This window comes from Paenibacillus sp. UNC217MF, from assembly GCF_000686865.1.
Classification (GTDB): Bacteria; Bacillota; Bacilli; order Paenibacillales; family Paenibacillaceae; genus Paenibacillus_B; species Paenibacillus_B suaedae.
The window spans coordinates 60,039-79,693 of sequence record NZ_KK366027.1; the positions used below are offsets into that span (position 1 = coordinate 60,039).

The following is a 19,655-nucleotide window of genomic DNA, read 5'->3' on the forward strand; positions in this document are numbered from 1 at the left end:
ACTTAATAAGGAGGGGAGCGAATGGCTGCAGAATTATCGAATTCGCAGCGAGCCGCGCTGCATTTTGTGGCTACCTATGCGAGAGGCCGAAAAATGAACGCACAGCATACGATAGCGAGCATATTACAAGGTGCCGCCATTTCACAATCCGAATATGACCAAGCTGTACGAATGATAAAGTCATATGCTAGAGTTGCCCTACACTTCCACCCGGACAGACCTGACCTGAACATGAAAAGTGTTGCTGAAGCTCTTTTGGTACAAGGATTGTACAAAAGCCAATTTGAAACGCTTCTATCCAATGGAAGTGTATCTGCTTATCCTGGAGGTGAACGCGATCTTTGGGAGAAAAAGTTGTTTGGCGGCGCCTATCAGTGCGAAGGCACGAGCAATAGCGAGCGTCCCAAATATGGGGCGCTTAACCTTATGCTTCATTCTGACGGGCCCGCTCCTCGATTTGGCTCGTGTTATTTCCTCTTGTCACCCAAAGTATCAACGCGGTGTACCTTCACATATATGGATTCCCATCTAGATCCGTTGGAAATGGGAACCTATGACGAGCTTGATGATATATTGGCGGCTCTCTTAACAGATGCATATCACAATAACTGTGCCATTGGGGACAAAAATCTTAGTCCAAGCAAACTAATTAATCAATTACGATGCAGGCTGGCATGTTCATTTCCCAATCCTTGCTGCAGAGAACCGAGTCGCAATCTGGATGAATATATTGAAGCGCAGATTCATGGCGACCTTTCACTACAGGATGACGTTGATATACTAGTCGCTGATCCCTCCTACATACATACCCACATCGGCAGGACACTGGAGGAAATATGCCGTAAGTATGCAATTGCGCTTTACTGGCATAGGGGATTCTCGTTGTTGGCACATGAGGTGCCTAGTGACTTTAGAGGATCGGCAATGCCATCATTAGCAATGCGCATTGCTCGTGAGGGCAGGGTAGATGCCAGCGTGATAGGCGATGCAGTCATGGAATTAAGGAGCGACCCGACTAAATGGATGGATCGTGGCAGCGATAAGGAAGTACTTTAGGAGTTGAAATTGCTGTGGCATGTACTTGTGAGATATGGGGAGCCCATGCTGTAGCGCTACCTGTTTTTTGTTCGACGGAAAGAGATGAGTTGCAACAACTATCGGTTTTCTTTATACTATTAAGTAACAGGGGAGGTGGCAAGGGATGGCAAAAAACTTTGCCAGAATCAGCAACGACTCATGCAAAGCCTGATTTAGGGGCGATACTTTGCATGGGGCTGGACAATACGAAGGAATGATTGTCGCCCAAGATCGCTTATATCGTTTCTAATAATGGGCTTTGCACCTTATTTCTTTAACTATTCAAAATAAGGAGCTGTAAAGCATGACAACACCATTTATTAGAAACCACCAATATAATTTGATTAAAAAGCAAGCGACTTTGCTTCAACATACTTGTCAGACAGTAGCGGATCACAAGATTGTTGATACAGTACGATACAGCGCGTTCACCAAGATTACAGAGGCGTTCCAGAGTGCAGAAGAGCAGCAGCTTCGTCTGCTTGAGCGGATTACGACACTCGACAAAACGGAAGAATTCTCTCAATTTCTGCTTTCTCTTGAACCTTACCTGATTGAGTTCGAACAGGTAACTGACAAGCAGCTGAAGAAGCTCTATCCGAAGAGTAAGAAGCTGAAGCTTCCGAATATGGAGGGACTGGATCTCCGGCATACGACGTATCTTGGATGGACGGACATTGGAACGAATCGCATGTATCTGATCTATCAGTTAGACGGACGACTTGTCGGTATTGAGGGGAAATTCACCCAAGCAAAGAAGAAGGGTACGTGCTTCCTATGCAATCGACAGGAAGAAGTGGCCTTATTTACAGCAGAAACGAAAACCAAACCAGCGAATGCTACGCCTGATTATTACAAGGCCATTGGTAATTATATGTGCGTGAACAGCCATACCTGCAATCAGAACATTACTGATAAGACAGCGTTGGAAATGTTCATTCGCAGCATTATTGGTTAAGTTTACGAGATAAAGAGGAGGAGGATGTCCATTCGGACATCCTCTTCGTCTATTCTGCATGTTGGAAATCGCCCTATTCTTGGGTTAACACACTTGTTATTTCCGCGGTGCATTACTCTTTAATACAGAGGCTACTTTTTTGAACTGGATATTTTCTTGGTTCATTTTGACCATCTGATCTTTAAGAACCTCTGCTGTAATTCTCCCACCAGCACCGACATGCCCAATTGCGATACATACATCATGACGGCGGAAATGCTCGCGCATTAGCATGAACTGCTTATGAACAGCCGCCTTCGTATGTACATCATCCAGGAAGATGTGATTCTCTAGGCTGGGAACCTGCACCTCGCTTGCGATCTTGCCAACAATACTGCGAAAATTAGTATGGCTGTCCACGAAGAAAAGCCCACGTTCTTTGCACACTTTCAACACATTTCGCATAACACGCTCATCAACTGTAGCCTTAGAACCCATATGATTGTTCATGCCTATGGCGTGGGGGACATTATCGATAGCTGCATGTACCCGTTTCTGAATTTCTGCATCACTCAGATCCGTTGTTATTGCTCCAGGCCCAAGCCAATGTTTCTTGCCTGACAATGCTTCCATCGGCATATGAACGATAACATCATGACCAGCAGCATGCGCACGCTTCGCGTCTCTTTCTGTACTTGGCATGAAGGGCATAACAGCGACAGTTACTTTATAGGGCAGCTCCATAATCTCTGTAGTACCCTTGGCGTTATTCCCGAAATCATCAATAATGATCATTGCCGTTTTTTCTCCGTGCTGCCGATCGGATAAGGATTGTACGTCAACAGGGAATAACGGCAAGCTAAGGAATGCCACTATAAGGCTAAGGGCAATCCGGCATGACAAGCGTTTATTTACATCTTTCACATCAGCACCTGCTTTCTTGCTTGCTTCAATGATATCCTTGCTTATCATTGTTCATCGAAAACGTACAAACCATGCTTATTATTTTTTAGCAGAATCAGTTATTCGATGCAGGGCATAGTAAAAGGGTGCTGTATTTATGTATTTCACGAGCAGGGTGCGAAGTTTATGTGGTCGAAGTGACAAAAGGAAAAAGAGGGAGGAGTTTGTCGTTAACATGTATAGATGGTTTGTTATCCCTATATTCGTTATCGTTTGTGTTGCTGTATCCTCCATACCGCAATACGCATTCTCCGCAGAACAGCAAACAGTAGATAATGAGCTTACAACATTTATTCAGCAATTATTTGCGAATCGAGCCAAATATTTACTTCGTCAGGAAGATGGGCTGCTCCGCGATTTTTATATGCCTGAACGCGCATCAAGCATGAGGGCGATGAAGCATGAACAGATGCGTGCACAATATGTACAAATGTGGGTGAAGCATAGGCAACTTCAATTGGCGGATGCTGCTAGCAGCCCAAGAGTAATTCGGGCGAAAAAACGTAATGATCAGGTATTTGTCTCCGCTGTAGATTCATTGCGTCTCGGATATACGTACAATCAACCGTCAAGTCAAGTCGAGCACTTCGGGATAGGTACGCGGCATGCGCTTACCCTGATAAGGAAGAATGGATCGTGGAAGGTACTGCGAGAATGGTATTTAGACCCTCTGGAAGAGAATCCTGATCTAATCCCGAAATTAACCGAGTTACCGCGCAATTCAGCGTCTAATCGGGTTAATGCCAAGACAAACCAAGCATCGGGTCTACATTCAACTTCAACTCGCTACAACCGTGATAAGGCTATTGATTATGCGAATAAATACGCAGGAATAGCTTGGGGGGCTGGTAACAATCATCGCTACAATCCTAGATATCGGGATTATACCGGGCAAGGAGGGGATTGTACCAATTTTGCTTCCCAATGTATTGGCGATCAAGAAGGCGGTGGATTGCGCATGAAGGGTGGATGGCATCACTATCGCTCAGGCGGCAGTAAAGCATGGGTACAGACCGATGCTTTCAAAAACTTCCTCATATATAGCGGGTACGGCAAAGTCATCAAAAAAGGAACCTACACTACAATTGTCCAGACCAGCAATCAGCATCCAAATGGCGCTTGGGCTGGTCTTAAGGCGGGAGACCTGATTGGGTACGAGCTTAATGGCGATATCGATCATTTTTCGATTGTAGTTGGCTTTGATGCTCAAGGTTATCCACTCGTGAATTCACACACTGCCGATCGTTACCGAGTGCCTTTTGACCTAGGCTGGGATAAATATACGATGTACTGGCTCATCCATATCCGTGATTAGCTTGGCAGTACTGGTCAACACTTCGGCACATACCTCGTCCACTCCGATCATACAATGATGAGGACAAGAAGGAGTGGTCGGAAGGTGAACGAATGTTGTTGTCATCACTCGTAAAGCAAACTGCACTTCGAAGTGCAGTTCTCGTCATTGGTAAAGGAATAGGCCTTGCAGGCAGAGTAGCCATAACAAGAATGCTCGGTGCAGAAGGCATTGGGTTATACCAGATTGCCTATTCCTTCTTTGGCATGGCCTTGATGGTTATTTCCGGAGGGTTGCCTACTACGCTCGCCTTATTCACAGCGAAGCAGACTGATCGAGGTTGGAGGGTATTCCAGCTTTTATCCGTTTATACTGCATTGATTGGGATGGGTCTCGCATTTTGGACACAATACTATGCGAACAACATTGCTGTGCTAATTGGAGATATTGAACTTGCATGGGCGCTGCGAGCCCTAGCCCCGGCATTAATCGCTGTACCACTTCTCCAATTAGCACGCGGTTATATGCAGGGAATCCGCAGCTACGAAGCGATTTCCTTGTCCGAATTAACGGAGCAAGCAGTGCGGATTACGGTACTGATTACTTTCGTAAGCCTGTACGCGGCTCAAGGAGTAGGTCGAGCCATAGGTTACGGATTGTATGGCACGACAATTGCAGCTATTGCTGCGTTTTTGTTTTTGACGATATATGCATCTTCCACACGGCGTGCGGCGATAATGATCACATATTCCCCATTGAGCAAAGAAGGGTTAGGCCTTTTTCTAAGATCCTCCTTCGTTATCGGTTGCACGCGAATGCTTGTACCACTTTCAGACTTCATTGACTCCATCCTTATTCCGAACAGATTGCAGGCTGCAGGGTATTCTATATCAGATTCAATCGCAATGTATGGCATTATTACAGGAATGGCTGCTGTCATCGTCTATATGCCGACGATGATAACGGCATCTGTCTCTTATACGGTAACGATGAAGATAGCAGCGAAACACGAAGCAGGCATGGAGAGCGGGCGAGATATCGAACGAATTCTCCGATTTGTCTGGACATGGGGAATCATTAGCGGACTTTTTATTTTCCTGTATGCGAAGGAAGCGGCAATACTCCTATTCGGCGTGGAAGCTGCAGCTGAGCCTATTCGATACCTATGTGCAATCCCTCTTATTGTTGGGTTGCGTGAACTTACCACGAGTATCCTGTGGGCCCAAGAGCGCAAGCGGACTCCATTAACGGGACTTGCACTGGGAATCGGCCTATCCGTCTTGCTTCAATTCTTTATTGTTGCAATTCCAGGGTTTGGGTACAGAGGAGCTGCGATTGGAATTCTTCTTATGGAAACGGTAGCCGTTCTTTGGAATTTGCATGCGCTTCGGAATGCTAACGTAACCTTATTCACAATTAAGTGGGTAGGATGGGATCTCATATTGTTTTCTTGTATCCTGTTTGTCCTCATCTCACCCCTTATTAAGGAAGGGCAACTAACATTGATTGTTCTAAGTGCACTTTTCTATTGGATAAGCGCAGCTTTCCTTATCGTTATAAGATACCGCAAGTAGAAATTTGCAGAATGATAGTGAGATAGGGAGCCCCCTGTGTTCCAAATCATGTTAGAAATTTACACAGGGGGTTATCATCAGGACTACATAAGTGCCTCCTTGTATATATCAGTCATCTCAGCATCAGTCTATCCGCGAATCCCTATAATGCTCACGGCTATATCCCAAATTCGATAGAAACAAAACAAATCCATTTTCTTCTGTCACAAACAGCTGTGCTATGTCGTTCTATGTGCAAATCGATCTTAAGGAGAGAAGCACATGAGAGAACAGACATGCATCATTATTGGAGGCGGCTATGCCGGATTAAATGCTGCACACGCGATGTCAAGTAGTATGAAGGGCATGAAAGACTCCTCCCTTCATATTTTTCTTATTGACCAGCAAGCACATCATTTGCGTAAAGTACTCCTTTTCAAGCCTACCGCCACAGACTCGACCATTACGGTTCCATGGTCGGATGTATTGCCGAGCAGAGTTACATTCATTCAAGGGAGTGTTACTTCCATACAAGGAGCCAACAAGCATGTACTATACGAAGGCCGGGATGGCCAATTACATCGTATCTCCTATGACTTTCTCATTGTTGCTCTTGGGAGTACTATTCGTAAACCGGTTGAAGAACAAGGAGGAATTGCACTTACTCATGAACATGCAGCATTGCAGATCCAACAGCAATGGCGAAGCAATATACAGAAGGCAGCAGGAATACAAGATCAGCTCGAACGCAAGCGTCTCATGTCGGTTGCTGTAGTAGGAGCAGGAATTAGTGGCATTGAGACTGCTGCCGAATTAGCTTACGCAATGCGGATGGAGGCTATTGAGCTCGGATTAGCTGCGAATGACGTTCGAGTTTCTTTAATAAATGCGCAGGAGCGGTTATTCACCGAAGGCCCCTTGAAGGTAGCTGCCAAGTTGGAAGCTGCACTGAACGAGTTAGGTGTTGCTGTAATTCACCACAGTCGAGCAAGTCATGCAAGGGATGGTATGCTGCACCTTGATGGCTGTGATCCGCTGCCAGTTGGCTTATGTATTTGGACACTGGGACTTCAGCCTAATCCAGTCCTTCGTTCACTTGGTTTACCCGTAACTGAAGAAGGGAAAGTCATCGTAGATGCAAGCTATCGAGTTCATGGCCTCCCGGGAGTATATAGTATCGGTGATTGTGCGCATATCGTTGATCCGAAGAATGGTAGTCCAGATCGTATGACATGCAAGGAAGCTATTCCACAAGCAAATCGGCTAGCCAAAATCATAGCAGCAGACATTGCCCATCGTCCTGCGCCATTACACCAGTCTTATATGGAGTTATTTTGTATTGGCCTAGGTCCAGAAAGTGGATTGGTGTGGTGCCGGCAATGGGGAATAGATTTCGTACTGACAGGCAAGCTCGGATGGAAGATACGAAAGTTCACCTGGGATTCTGCTAGTTTGATAAAATAATGGCATCAATTGTGATTACAAGGGAGAAGGACAATATGGATACGACAGAACTTTATCATCAATATAAAGCACTGCTGTTCACACTTGCCTATCAGTTGACTGGTTCAACTGTTGACGCAGAAGATGTTGTGCAAGAGGTATTCGTCAAAATCCATAAGTTGAACGGAAATGAGCTTGAACAACCGAAGGCATATTTGTGCAAAATGGTTACGAATCAGTGCTATGATTTGCTAAAATCGGCTCAGCGCCGACGAGAGCAATATTTCGGTACTTGGCTGCCAGAGCCTGTTGCGACAACCTACGAGGATCCGATAGATTCAATTGTACGTTCTGATTTGCTATCCTACGCGATGCTTGTGCTGCTTGAACGATTAGCGCCTGTGGAACGCACGATCTTCATCTTGCGTGAAGCGCTCGGGTTCGACTATCCCGCAATTGCACAAATTGTGAATAAAAATGAGGTGAATTGCCGCAAGTTGTTAAGCCGAGCCCGCAATAAGATGGGAATTTCGGAGGAGGAGCCTATCCCTCATGAGCTGGCTAGTGAGGAATGGGTAATGCGTTTATTACAAGCACTGAGGTCGAATAGCGTGGATGCCGTCGTGTCTATGCTGCATGAAGATATCGTTGTTCTGTCTGATGGAGGCGGCAAGGTGTCGGCTGCTGCACATCCAATTACAACGCCAGAACGAGTCGCACAATTCCTCATCGGACTTATGAAGAAGACTGTCCAACAAGAGAACCTGTTGCATTATGAAATTACCTCTATTAATGGGCAAGCGGGAGTGATCGTTCATACCGATGGACGACCCGACACCGTTATCCTGCTTCATTCGGAGGGGGCTGCCATTCGCAATATCTATTTCGTACGCAACCCAGATAAGCTTGTACGACTCTAATAGTGGATGACCCCTCATAAAATCAGACTGAGAGCCGATCGACCGTTGTTAAAGAATCTACAAGTAGTTGATTCGGCTCTAAAATAATGAGGACTTGACAATTATATAGTTAGGAGCCATACTATTTGTATGACCAATCAACCATTATTTACTAAGAGCAATGAAACCGCACCTACACTCATTCAATCCAAGCGGCAGATTGATCGCTACAACCTCGACGTCGACGCACAAGCCATTCTTGTTGCTGCTCGGTTAATGGAGGCTGGTGCGAAGCTAGGACATGCGGCAGAAGTTCATTTCTCCAGATTCGGACTATCAACAGGTCGATATCGCTTGTTAGCCGATTTGGAGGACAATGGGGGAGAGGAGCTGCCATCGCAATTAGCCAACAACCTCGGTGTGACTCGTGCGACTGTCACGGGCTTAATCGATACCTTAGAACGCGATGGTCTCGTCACTCGGCGTACTAGTGCATCAGACGGTAGGCAAAAGTCAGTTGTTCTCACAGATCAAGGAGCTAATAAGCTTCGTGAGATGGCACCGGAACATTTTGCAAGGCTGGAAGCCATGGTAGGACTGCTTACTGCTGAAGAGCGCACCGTATTTCTCGACCTACTCGGAAGGGTTACCGAAGGAATTTCAGCACTTACCGCGGAATCTATCGTCTAAACAGGGACAGTGGATGATCGTGAAAGGGGCTAGTCTTGACTAGCCCTCCTTTCCACCCATATAGTTAGGAACCTAATTATATGGGGTGTAGGAGTGAGCAATTTTTTTAACAGAAAGGGTGAAGACAAACATTGAACAGATCAAATGATGCAAGTGAGACCAAGGATGGTAGTAATAGGATATCTAAGCCTTCTGTTCTCTGGCGCGATATTATGATAGCTTATGCTGCGCCGGCGTTGATGGCCGGGATTGGAGGAGTGGTGATCGGTGACCAGATCCTGTTCATTGCCGCCTTTACTTCGATAGGAGGGACATCTGCCGTAACAGCATGGATCATTGGTCGTTGGCTGCAAGATTGGGGATTACATACACAATGGTTGAACAGGTCGCATCTTCTTGTCATTGCAACGATATTCGCCTTTTTAGGAGTAGCAACAGGGCTGCTGATAGCTTTGGTTGTTACAGAACTGTCGATTTATGCATTTTCACAAGAGATTGCATGGTTGGATCGGGTGTGGATAGACTTTCCTCTATCTGTCACGATAGCGAGCACAACTACAGTATGCCGCTGGTATAAGGCAACACACAAACATACATCGAACAGGAGCGTGTAAGAAATGATCGTAGTAATCGGTGCAACAGGAACCATCGGCAGAGAACTGCTAAACAGTCTGATTCAAGCAAACGTACCCGTACGGGCCATCAGCAGAGAGCCGGACAAACTCCGGATTCAATTGGGTGCGGGTGACCATAGACAGGTGGAGATTGTCCAGGCAGATGCATCCGACGCATCAGCATTGCGCTCTGCATTTCAAGGGGCGAGCCAACTTTTTCTGTCCATGTCGAATAGTCCAAGACAAGTGGAATTAGAGAGCTCGGTCATCCGAACGGCTATCGAGGCCGGCATTGAGCATATTGTAAAGATTTCTAGCCCGCTGTATAACGCTCTTGTTCCAGTGGAGATTGCCAGATGGCATCTGGAAATTGAAACCTTGCTCAACGATTCAGGTATATTGCATACCGTACTGCGACCCTATGCTTTTATGCAGAACTTACTTCGATTGACTGGGCCGATTCGCAAGCACAATGCCTTCTACGGCTCAATGGGGAACTCAGCATGCAACTACATCGATTGCCGAGATATTGCGGATGTCGCCGCAGAAGTACTAACGAATCACAAGAAAGCAGGACGCATCTATACACTCACTGGTTCAGAAGTGTTCAATTATGAACAAATTGCGGCCAAATTCACAGCAATGCTCGGTCGTCCTATTACGTATATCAACATGGATTCGAACACACAGCGCCGTTCCTTAATGGAACAAGATCATATGCCGCTATGGCTTGCGAATCACGTTGTAGAGATTCAAGCCATGTCTGCAGCCATTCCGGAGCATCCTACTGATACAGTTGCTCGATTGCTCGGCCAAGCACCGAGAACGCTCGATAGCTTTCTCGAAGAACATATCGTCCTATTCCAGTAGTAGTAGATGCATTTCGCCGCTTTTGATTTCTTACTTATACCAGTTGTAATATTTTCTATATAATTCATAAAAATTGATCGATTAACATAATCTTCGCATGAACATAAGTTTCCCTTAACATACGAGCCCCATAATAATGTTGAACGGAGAGGTGCAATCCCCCGCATCACAAAATGAGGAGGCGAAGAAGAATGAATATGCTAACTGTGTTGAAACGCAAATGGTTCAAAGTTGTACTTGCTGCATTAATCGCACTGCCCACGTTGTCCTTGGGAGCAGGGTCTAACGCTTATGCGGAGGGGTCAGCCGATCCGGCGCCGTATATCACGGCAAAGGGTACACCGAACGGCAAGAAAGTATTGTTCGATAACACTCACGGTCAAACGGCTGGCGCAGCAGACTGGGTAATTGATGGCGGCTTCTCAGATTTCGCTAACGGCATTGCAGACAAAGGCTATGAGGTTAAGGAATTGCGCAAGTCTACGCCAATCACTTATGATGATCTGAAAGATTATCAAGTGTTTGTTATTGGCGAGGCCAACATTCCGTATAAGACATCCGAGCAAGCAGCAATGTTGCAGTATGTCAACAGTGGGGGCAGCATCTTCTTCATCGCAGACCATTACAATGCGGATCGCAACAAGAACCGCTGGGACGCTTCTGAAGCATTTAACGGCTACCGCCGTGGAGCATGGAGCAACCCAGCACAAGGGATGAGCACAGAGGAGGCCAACTCAGCTGCTATGCAGGATGTTGCAAGCTCCGATTGGCTGTCCGACAACTTCGGTGTTCGTATTCGCTACAATGCACTCGGTGACATTAATGCTAACGTGATTGTCGATCCACAGCAAGCATTCGGCATTACGAATCAAGTAAGCAGTGTTGCCATGCATGCGGGTTCAACGGTTGCAATTACAAATCCGCAAATTGCGAAAGGCATCGTGTACTTGCCTGCGGTAAGCAGCAGCCAGAAATGGCCAAATGCAGTAGATCAAGGCGTATATAACGGAGGCGGTGTCGCAGAAGGGGCTTATGTATCTATCTCGAAGGTCGGGTTAGGGAAAGCCGCTGTCATTGGTGATTCCTCTCCAGTAGAAGATGCAACACCGAAATATTTGCGCGAAGAGAATGGACAGACGAAAAAAACATATGATGGCTACAAAGAGCAGGATGATGCCGCACTGCTCATGAACCTTATCGACTGGCTTGCCGAGCAGGAGTCATACACAAGCTTCACACAGGTGCCAGGACTGCAGCTTGACACACCAACTGTATTGCTGCCGTTCGAGACACCGCAGCTCAGTACAGAGCCGCAGCCTGAGCCGTGGGCGGCACCTGCAGCGGGCTACAAATGGTGGGATTCTTCCACATTTAAGAAAGGCTCATATGGCGCTCCAAGTGGGGGACAGAACCCATCTGGCAATCCTGCGATGACACATCCTGCAACGGTAACTGCAGCCACGCCATTCAATGTAACGATTACAGCAGGCGGATTAACGCCGAACAGCAGCATTACGCTTCAAATCGGCGTATACTTAACGGGCGGGCAGCAAGTCGGTCAAGTGCAGCAAGATAATGGCAGTTGGCCTACCGGATATGGCTATAATAGCTTCACACTTACAGCGGATAGCACTGGTACTGCCGTGAAGACAATCCAGGTGCGAACACAATCAGGCAAGAGCGGGGCAGCCAGCATTCGTCTCCGCAAGGATAGCAGCAATGTATATCAGACTAATCCAATTACAATTGCACCTTAAGCTATAAATGTCATGAATTGTCTGACTTAGCTAGATCGTATAGAGAAGTCCCGGCGGGGTTGCCAGGGCTTCTCTATCCTTTCTTTCGAAAGACACCAGCCAAGATAAGATAGATGCTTCCAACACAGATGAGGAGAATCCATATGAGCAATGAAACAGCAGCACCTCTTCACGAAAACAGTGATTCCTGCACAGTAGCCATCATACATACAAGTGACATTCACGGAACCGTTATGCCTTATCGTTATGCGGATCAGCAGCATATTGGAGCAGGGTTAGCCAGAATGGCGACCGCTATTGACACTCTGCGCCATCAGTATAAGGAATCTGTACTGATCGACAATGGCGATCTGCTTCAAGGCACACCGCTAACCTATTATCATGCTCGCATACAATCAGAGCTGCCTAATCCAATGGTCGCCTGCATGAACCAGATCAAGGCGGATGCTGCCGTCATCGGGAACCATGAATTTAACTACGGGCTTCCCTATTTGAAGCAGGCGATTAAGGAGTCTCAGTTCCCATGGCTCAGCGCAAATCTACTTCGGGAAGAAGACGGAGAGCCTTACTTTGGCAAGCCCTATATTGTAAAGGAGTATGCGAATGGACTTAAGATCGGCATACTGGGCTTAACAACCCCGTATATTCCGAACTGGGAATTGCCGCAGCATATTGCAGGAATTTGCTTCGAAGACGCGGTTGATGAGGCGAAGCGCTGGGTGAACATTCTTCGAAATGAAGAGCAGGTTGATCTCGTTGTCGTATCCTATCACGGCGGATTCGAGCGGGACATGCGTACTGGCGAATTGACAGAGGCAGATACAGGGGAAAATCAAGGCTATCGAATTTGCATGGACGTTCCCGGAATCGACATCTTGTTAACCGGTCATCAGCACCGAATGATTGTAGATGAGCAGGTGAACGGGGTATGGATCGCGCAACCGAGCTCCCATGGGCAAGGAATCGGATTCATGGAGATCGGTATGACCAAGCTTGAGGGGAAATGGGCACTAGAACAATGTCAATCTCAGTTCATTTCTGTAGAGGGAACAGTCCCGGACGAACGTATCTTGGAAGCGATCCATGACATCGAACAGAAGGTTCAACACTGGCTGGATCAACCGATTGGTACTATGGAAGGCAATATGTTGGTCGATGATCCGTCGCAAGTCCGGCTTGCAGACCATCCGTTGATCGCATTCATTAATCGGGTTCAAATGGAATACGGATGTGCCGAAATATCGAATACCGCTCTCTTCGATGATAGTGCGCCAGGATTCTCTGGAGAGATTACGATGCGACAGGTGCTGGCCAACTATATGTATCCGAATACGCTAAGAGTCATTCGCGTCTCGGGTCAAGATATTAAGGACGCCTTGGAGCAATCTGCCTCTTATTTTGCATTATCGGAACAAGGGAATCAGATACAGGTTAGTGAAGCGTTCTTATATCCGAAGCCCCAGCATTATAATTATGATATGTGGTCAGGCATTGAATATGAGATTCAAGTCTCACGACCGATAGGACAGCGCGTTACTACGCTAAACGTTGGTGGCGCGTCAATTGAGATGAACGCTGAATATGATGTGGCCATGAACAATTATCGAGCGGGGGGCGGGGGGAATTATGTCATGTTCGCCAATAAGCCAATTGTGCTTGATCTGCCGACAGATATGGCTGAATTAATCGTGGATTATATTAGGAAGCGGGGAACCATTACAGCCGAGTACAGTCATAATTGGAGAGTTGTCTTGTAGGATTTGAAGCAAAATACAATCTTTCAAATCCGAACAAAGGTTATGACTACGAACTAAGGGAGGCTGATTGAACAGTTTCCCTTGTTTTTTTGGGATTCACTCACTTAGAAGCATTTCGCAACCGCACATTCGGATATTCGCCGACATGTTAAAGAAACAGCATGCACCCTATCGTCTCAGAATGACGACAGGGTGCATAAGCAGTATCTTGGAAGCATCCTAAAACAGCTAATGTGAAGAGTGCAGACCCACGGTCATTCTACCAATCCAAGATGTACATAAATAGGGAAGGAAACAACGCCATTTGGCTCTAGATGGTGATCGCGTTGATAACGCTTGAGGGCCTGCGTCGTGCTTGATCTGAACTTGCCGTCACACCTTCCTGTGTAATATCCTGCACTTTGCAGCCTCGACTGAATCAATTGCACATCTCCGCCAACATCACCTTCCGCTAAATCGCGTGGATTATGCCTCAAATCACCCAGTGCATGTCCCATAATCGTTACTTTCGTGCCGATCGGAATCATCTCATACAATTCAATAACATCTTTATTGCGCATACGAATACAACCATGACTCGCATGACGTCCAATGGAATAGGGCTTATTTGTACCATGGATACCATAATTCCCCCATGTGACATTCAAGCCGAGCCAACGAGGTCCGAATGATGGACCCCAGTTCTCCCCCTTAAATATGATACGGAATTCACCCGTGGGAGTTGGGGTAGCGGGATCACCAACTGCGATATGATAAGACTTGATTGTCTTGTTATGCTGTTGCACAACAAGGCGGTGAAGGTGGGGGAAGATGATGATCGAGTAGTCATCTCGCTTCGATTCAACGGTATTCAAAGGTTTTGCTTCAACCATATCTGGAACAAGGGCGACCATTACAAATGGAATGGATATACTTAACAGCAACAGCCGACATAAAAGTACATAAGCATGTAAATTCATCGATTTATTTCTCCATAAGGTTTTACACTACGCTGGGGATAGTTTCTCCGTTATTGCGAAATTTATACAATTATAGCTGCATTCTTGGTATTTACAAGAAATTATCAAATGAACAATTCTCTTTAGAAAATATTTGATTGACCCTCTTTCCAATGACATGTTTCAATGTGCTAGTAGATGAATTTGACAGGGAAGGGCGAGGCTGATGAATGATTGGTCACTTACACATCCTCAACTTAGAATTTGGTACGTGGAGAATATGCAGCCGAATACAAGCTTAGGCATTATTTCAGTATCGTTGCGGCTGAAGTCGAAACAAGGCAATCTGGAGATTCCTTTCCTGCAGCAAGCTGTAAATGAGCTCTTAAGACGAAATGAAGTTCTGCGTCTTCGTATCGTAGAGAGGGACGGACAGGGACCAAGACAATACATCAGCAAGTATCAAAACTATGAGGTTCCAGTCATTGATGCTGTCGGTATTGACGTACAATCATGGGAGAAGGCGAGAGCTCAGATGCCAATGCCGTGGAAGGATGCCGATCTATTTAAGTTCATTCTGTTGCGGATAAATGCTACGGATTGTGTATTATACCAGCGTTTTCATCATTTCATTCACGATGGAATCTCCCAGCAGCTTATCATTGATGATATTCTTGCCTATTACAGTTGCCTTGTACAAGGCGCAGCCTTGCCTGAGTCACATCGACCTTCCTACTTGCAGTTCATCGCTAGTGAGCTGGAATACGAGCAATCTGAGCGCCGGGAGAAAGACCGACAATATTGGCTGCAGGAATTTGAAGCACATCGCTCTGACAGCGTACATACAATCTCGCCACTCCAACTGCATGATCCTACCTGTAAATCCAATCGTATATCTTATCCGTTGTCTGCATCCATGCAGCAGCACGTATATCAATTCTGCGAGAAGCATCAAGTAAGTCTATTTACGTTATTCACCGCACTACTCGCCATTTATTTATACAAGTGGAATAGTAACCAAAATCAAGTCATCGGCACGACATTAAGCAATCGAACGAATAGAGCAGAGAAAAACATGTTAGGTATGTTCGTCAGCACCGTGCCACTCCGTCTCCAGATAGAAGGGGAACAAGACAGGATCTCCTTCATTAAGCAAGTGAACAAAAAGCAATTCTCAGCGGCAAGGCATCAGAAATATCCATTCAATCAGCTTGTACAGGACATTCGCTCTAAGACAGGCGACAGCTCGCCTCTCTTTCACGCATCCATTGAATATCGAGAGACGGATACGTCGAATGTAAACAGCAATGAGCACGTTCAATATGAATGGGAGCACATCCATTGTGGCTATGAGGAAAATGACTTCCTGCTCCGGGTACAGCGAGTCGCAGCGACGAATGAATTGTCCCTGCACTTTGATTATCAGATAGCTAAGTTCAGTTCAGAAGAAATTCAGCGGCAGATTGAACAGTATGTATATGTAATCGAAGAAGTGCTTGCACAGCCTGAACGCTCTATCGACTCAACCGAAATTTGCACGCCTGAGCAGCGTGCAGAGCTGATGACTTCCTTTCAGGCAGCGAAAACACAAGAGTCCAATCCCACTCTCTTAGTCGTCCAAGCGTTCAATGAGCAGTGCGAACGAACCCCTGAAGCTATAGCCATTCGATGCGACCAGAAATCCATCACTTATCGAGAATTAAGTACCAGAGCTGACCGATTGAGTGCGCATCTAAGGAATAAAGGTATCGGGCAGGACGATGTCGTAGGCATCCTGATGGAGCGATCTATCGATACCATTGTCAGCATGCTCGGGATATGGAGAGCTGGAGCGGCCTACATTCCGCTAGACCCTGCACTCCCTCATGAACGAATCTCATTTATGCTTACAGACAGCAGTGTCAAAGTCATCGTTACGCATCGAGGCCTAGAAAGGCGTTTCCATATCGATAGAGCATATGAATGGTTGGATCTAGATAAATGCACCGCAGACAGCGACAAGCAAGAAAGTAGGCAAGAAAGCCAGCTATTAAATGACATTTCAAAAGATGACATTCAAGTCACTCACCCTGCTCCAAACAGCCTTGCATATATCATCTATACCTCCGGGTCGACCGGCAATCCGAAGGGGGTGATGATCGAGCATCAATCATTCGGCAGCACTCTGCATTATCGGAACCAAGAATACAAGACAAGGGTAGGAGACACCGTGCTCCCGTTGATTTCCTTCGCGTTCGATGGTTTTGTGGCGACGTGCTGGTCACCGCTTATTACGGGAGCGACAGTTGTGCTGGCAGTTGAGGAGGCGATGAAAGACTTCTATGCCCTACGTAACTTGATTATACAAGAGAAGGTCTATCATATTATTTCCACACCAAGCCTATATGGGTCTTTACTCACAGGATTATCAACAGAAGATATGTCGAGTCTTCGGATTGTTACCTTAGCAGGCGAGCGGGTCAGTGATGCGGTGATAGAGAGAAGCAAGCAGCTTCAGTCCGACACTGAAATTGTAATTGAATACGGCCCTTCCGAGAACAGCGTTGTCACGTCAATCAAGAAAGACGCGCAAGCGGGAGGAGCCTATAGCATTGGCAGACCGTTAGCGAATAGCTTCGTATATATCGTGAATGAGCATCTTCAGCTGCAGCCAATTGGGGCACAAGGACAGCTATGTATCACCGGAGTAGGACTTGCTCGCGGATATCTCAATCTACCGGAGCAATCAGAGCAGCGCTTCATAGCGAACCCCTTCTTCGACTCGGATGGATGGAAGCGAATGTACTTGACCGGTGATTATGCCAGATGGCTTCCTAACGGGGAACTCGAATTCATTGGTCGTACAGACGACCAAGTGAAAATTCGTGGTTATCGAATTGAAATTGGTGAAATTGAATCGCAGCTGCAGCGCTTGCCAGGCATTCAAGAAGCTGCCGTGCTTATGATCAAGCAAGGTGCTTCCGACTCGACGCTATCTGCCTATATTGTATCGGATCAAGGACTCGTGATCTCAGACATTCGTACTCAGCTGCTGAATCAGCTTCCTATCTATATGGTTCCTGCACACTTCATGAAGATTAACAGCATGCCGCTAACACACAATGGCAAGATTGACCGTAAGGCACTGCTTCACATGACCGAACTGTCTTCTGGCAATCAACCGTATATTGCGCCTGCTACCGAACGTGAGCAGCTGCTAGCGGAGCTGTGGGCAGAGACGCTAAATAGGCACCCAATCGGGTTACACCACAGCTTCTGGGAACTCGGCGGTGATTCCATCGAAGCGCTTCAATTTATGGGGCGATTGCATCAGTTCGGGTATACCTTGACAGTAAAGGAACTTCATTCATATCCAACGTTGGGTGAGGCAGCCGCCCGCATGAGATTTACAGACAAGCGCCCCCAGAACGAGATCATCACTGGAGTCGTTCCATTTACACCTATTCAACAGTGGTTCTGGGAGCAGCGGTTCGCGAACCCGCATCATTGGAACCAGTCATTCGTCCTATTCAGTAAGACGAGATTTGTGCAAGAGCACATCGAACATGTATTTGACCATCTTGTTCTTCACCATGATGCATTGCGAATGACCTATCGCCCAGAAGGGAAGTTGATCGTTCAAACCATCCGCCAGCCGGATGAAGGGCCCTTCTATCATTTCGTATCATACGATCTAGAAGATGCTGACCATCCTGAGCGAGAAATGGAACAGATTGCAACTCAACTGCAGCAGAGTATGAATCTCTACAAGGGTCCAATTGTCAAGCTTGGTCTATTCCGTACGAAGGGTGGGGATCACCTGCTGCTCACGATTCATCATCTGATTGTAGACGGATATGCTTGGCGTGTGCTCCTCGAAGATTTTGCTGATGGATACGATCAGCTTGTGAACGGACATCCACTGCGAGTTAGGCCAAAGTCAACTTCTCTGAAGCAGTGGGCAGAGAGATTACTCACCTATGCTCAGCAGGATGAGGTTATTCAGGAACTTCCTTATTGGCTTGCGCTTGAACAATATTCAGGGGATCCATTGCCACTCGGATTACGCAGCGATGTGCAAGCTGCCGATCTTGGTGTATGGAGCGATAATGGCATGATTACGATTGAATTCTCTTCGGAAGCAACCGACACACTGCTTCGGAGCAATAATACGTCAGCAAGCCCGGAAGCATATGACCTCATGCTAACTGCGTTCGGAATGGCGCTTGCGGATTGGAGTGGCGGACGCACATTTCGCTTGGATGTTGAAGGCCATGGAAGAGAAGCAATCGGGGAAGAGATAGAGGTGTCGCGTACGATCGGCTGGTTCATGACGATGTATCCAATCATTCTCGATATGTCACGAGCCGATTCCCTTCCCGCAGCTGTCGAACAGACTCGGCAAATGCTGCGCAGCATTCCGAACAAGGGAATGAATTACGGGGTACTGAAGTATTTGACCAAGCATGAGTCAGCAAGCGGTACAGCAATTTTGGAGAGGAAGGCAAAGATAAATTTCAATTATATGGGTCAATTCGGTAACGAGCTGACTAATGAAAAATTTACGTTCTCAGCGATGCCGCCAGGTGATACGATAGGACTGGACAATGGACGAATGTATCAATTAGAGGCGGTTGCCATGATTGTAGCAGGGCAGCTTGTCGTTCGGTTCGTGTACAACACACGGGACTATGAGCAATCCAATATTCAGGTGCTCGTCAATCGATATAAGGCCCGTCTCGAAGCATTGCTTGAATTACACAAGCACGGATATGCATCATGGCCGAGTTCCAGTCTAACCGTCTAAGCGTAACAGAGACCGATGCTGCTTCGACTATATCCGTATCTTCATCCGAATAAGTAGGAATGAGATAGCCTGAGTCA

14 protein-coding genes are annotated in these 19,655 nt (G+C 46.6%); 12 read left to right on the forward strand and 2 right to left on the reverse strand.

Annotated features, from left to right (window positions below):
- The first annotated feature begins 21 nt into the window (after positions 1 to 21).
- Together BP95_RS30630 and BP95_RS0116415 are read left to right on the forward strand one after the other, a co-directional pair.
- A complete protein-coding gene (locus tag BP95_RS30630) occupies positions 22 to 1,056 on the forward strand; it encodes a DUF3626 domain-containing protein (RefSeq protein WP_051614110.1) in 1,035 nt (344 codons plus the stop codon).
- Between the two features lie 325 nt (positions 1,057 to 1,381).
- A complete protein-coding gene (locus BP95_RS0116415; protein ID WP_021256017.1) occupies positions 1,382 to 2,035 on the forward strand; it encodes a FusB/FusC family EF-G-binding protein in 654 nt (217 codons plus the stop codon).
- A gap of 96 nt (positions 2,036 to 2,131) precedes the next feature.
- Here BP95_RS0116415 and BP95_RS0116420 read toward each other — a convergent pair whose 3' ends face one another.
- Positions 2,132 to 2,938 carry a divergent polysaccharide deacetylase family protein gene (locus BP95_RS0116420; RefSeq protein ID WP_028532746.1) on the reverse strand — a complete coding sequence of 269 codons (807 nt, stop codon included), beginning with the start codon at positions 2,936 to 2,938 and terminating at the stop codon, positions 2,132 to 2,134.
- Between the two features lie 214 nt (positions 2,939 to 3,152).
- On the opposite strand from BP95_RS0116420, the gene BP95_RS0116425 reads away from it, so the two are divergent.
- The 9 genes from BP95_RS0116425 to BP95_RS0116465 all read left to right on the forward strand — a co-directional run bounded on the left by BP95_RS0116425 (position 3,153) and on the right by BP95_RS0116465 (position 13,854).
- Entirely contained in the window at positions 3,153 to 4,292 is a 1,140-nt protein-coding gene (locus tag BP95_RS0116425; protein ID WP_028532747.1) for an amidase domain-containing protein, read from the forward strand.
- Between the two features lie 92 nt (positions 4,293 to 4,384).
- Positions 4,385 to 5,845, forward strand: coding sequence for an oligosaccharide flippase family protein (locus tag BP95_RS30635; RefSeq protein WP_021256014.1), 1,461 nt, complete (start codon positions 4,385 to 4,387; stop codon positions 5,843 to 5,845).
- A 261-nt stretch (positions 5,846 to 6,106) separates the two neighbouring features.
- On the forward strand, positions 6,107 to 7,288 hold the full coding sequence (locus BP95_RS0116435; RefSeq protein ID WP_021256013.1) for an NAD(P)/FAD-dependent oxidoreductase: 1,182 nt from the start codon (positions 6,107 to 6,109) through the stop codon (positions 7,286 to 7,288).
- A gap of 35 nt (positions 7,289 to 7,323) precedes the next feature.
- The gene (sigJ, locus tag BP95_RS0116440) at positions 7,324 to 8,187 is read left to right on the forward strand and encodes an RNA polymerase sigma factor SigJ (protein ID WP_021256012.1); all 864 of its coding nucleotides are present in this window, start codon (positions 7,324 to 7,326) and stop codon (positions 8,185 to 8,187) included.
- A 129-nt stretch (positions 8,188 to 8,316) separates the two neighbouring features.
- On the forward strand, positions 8,317 to 8,856 hold the full coding sequence (locus BP95_RS0116445; RefSeq protein ID WP_021256011.1) for a MarR family winged helix-turn-helix transcriptional regulator: 540 nt from the start codon (positions 8,317 to 8,319) through the stop codon (positions 8,854 to 8,856).
- A gap of 131 nt (positions 8,857 to 8,987) precedes the next feature.
- Complete coding sequence (locus BP95_RS0116450; protein ID WP_021256010.1) at positions 8,988 to 9,470, forward strand: hypothetical protein; 483 nt, start codon at positions 8,988 to 8,990, stop codon at positions 9,468 to 9,470.
- 3 nt (positions 9,471 to 9,473) lie between these two features.
- A complete protein-coding gene (locus tag BP95_RS0116455; protein ID WP_021256009.1) occupies positions 9,474 to 10,340 on the forward strand; it encodes an NmrA family NAD(P)-binding protein in 867 nt (288 codons plus the stop codon).
- Between the two features lie 206 nt (positions 10,341 to 10,546).
- Positions 10,547 to 12,097 carry a DNA-binding protein gene (locus BP95_RS0116460; protein ID WP_414813116.1) on the forward strand — a complete coding sequence of 517 codons (1,551 nt, stop codon included), beginning with the start codon at positions 10,547 to 10,549 and terminating at the stop codon, positions 12,095 to 12,097.
- Between the two features lie 143 nt (positions 12,098 to 12,240).
- Entirely contained in the window at positions 12,241 to 13,854 is a 1,614-nt protein-coding gene (locus BP95_RS0116465) for a bifunctional metallophosphatase/5'-nucleotidase (protein ID WP_051614112.1), read from the forward strand.
- A gap of 254 nt (positions 13,855 to 14,108) precedes the next feature.
- Here the strand turns inward: BP95_RS0116465 and BP95_RS0116470 are convergent, their stop codons facing one another.
- Positions 14,109 to 14,813, reverse strand: coding sequence for a L,D-transpeptidase family protein (locus BP95_RS0116470; RefSeq protein ID WP_021256006.1), 705 nt, complete (start codon positions 14,811 to 14,813; stop codon positions 14,109 to 14,111).
- Positions 14,814 to 15,018: 205 nt separating this feature from the next.
- Here BP95_RS0116470 and BP95_RS0116475 point away from each other — a divergent pair, with 205 nt between their 5' ends.
- A complete protein-coding gene (locus BP95_RS0116475; protein ID WP_021256005.1) occupies positions 15,019 to 19,578 on the forward strand; it encodes a non-ribosomal peptide synthetase in 4,560 nt (1,519 codons plus the stop codon).
- The last annotated feature ends 77 nt before the right edge of the window (positions 19,579 to 19,655 follow it).

Coding starts and splice junctions, on each gene's coding strand:
- BP95_RS30630 (WP_051614110.1), top strand. CDS start 22: ATGGCTGCAGAATTATCGAATTCGCAGCGAGCCGCGCTGCATTTTGTG.
- BP95_RS0116415 (WP_021256017.1), top strand. CDS start 1,382: ATGACAACACCATTTATTAGAAACCACCAATATAATTTGATTAAAAAG.
- BP95_RS0116425 (WP_028532747.1), top strand. CDS start 3,153: ATGTATAGATGGTTTGTTATCCCTATATTCGTTATCGTTTGTGTTGCT.
- BP95_RS30635 (WP_021256014.1), top strand. CDS start 4,385: ATGTTGTTGTCATCACTCGTAAAGCAAACTGCACTTCGAAGTGCAGTT.
- BP95_RS0116435 (WP_021256013.1), top strand. CDS start 6,107: ATGAGAGAACAGACATGCATCATTATTGGAGGCGGCTATGCCGGATTA.
- sigJ (WP_021256012.1), top strand. CDS start 7,324: ATGGATACGACAGAACTTTATCATCAATATAAAGCACTGCTGTTCACA.
- BP95_RS0116445 (WP_021256011.1), top strand. CDS start 8,317: ATGACCAATCAACCATTATTTACTAAGAGCAATGAAACCGCACCTACA.
- BP95_RS0116455 (WP_021256009.1), top strand. CDS start 9,474: ATGATCGTAGTAATCGGTGCAACAGGAACCATCGGCAGAGAACTGCTA.
- BP95_RS0116465 (WP_051614112.1), top strand. CDS start 12,241: ATGAGCAATGAAACAGCAGCACCTCTTCACGAAAACAGTGATTCCTGC.
- BP95_RS0116470 (WP_021256006.1), bottom strand. CDS start 14,813: ATGAATTTACATGCTTATGTACTTTTATGTCGGCTGTTGCTGTTAAGT.
- BP95_RS0116475 (WP_021256005.1), top strand. CDS start 15,019: ATGAATGATTGGTCACTTACACATCCTCAACTTAGAATTTGGTACGTG.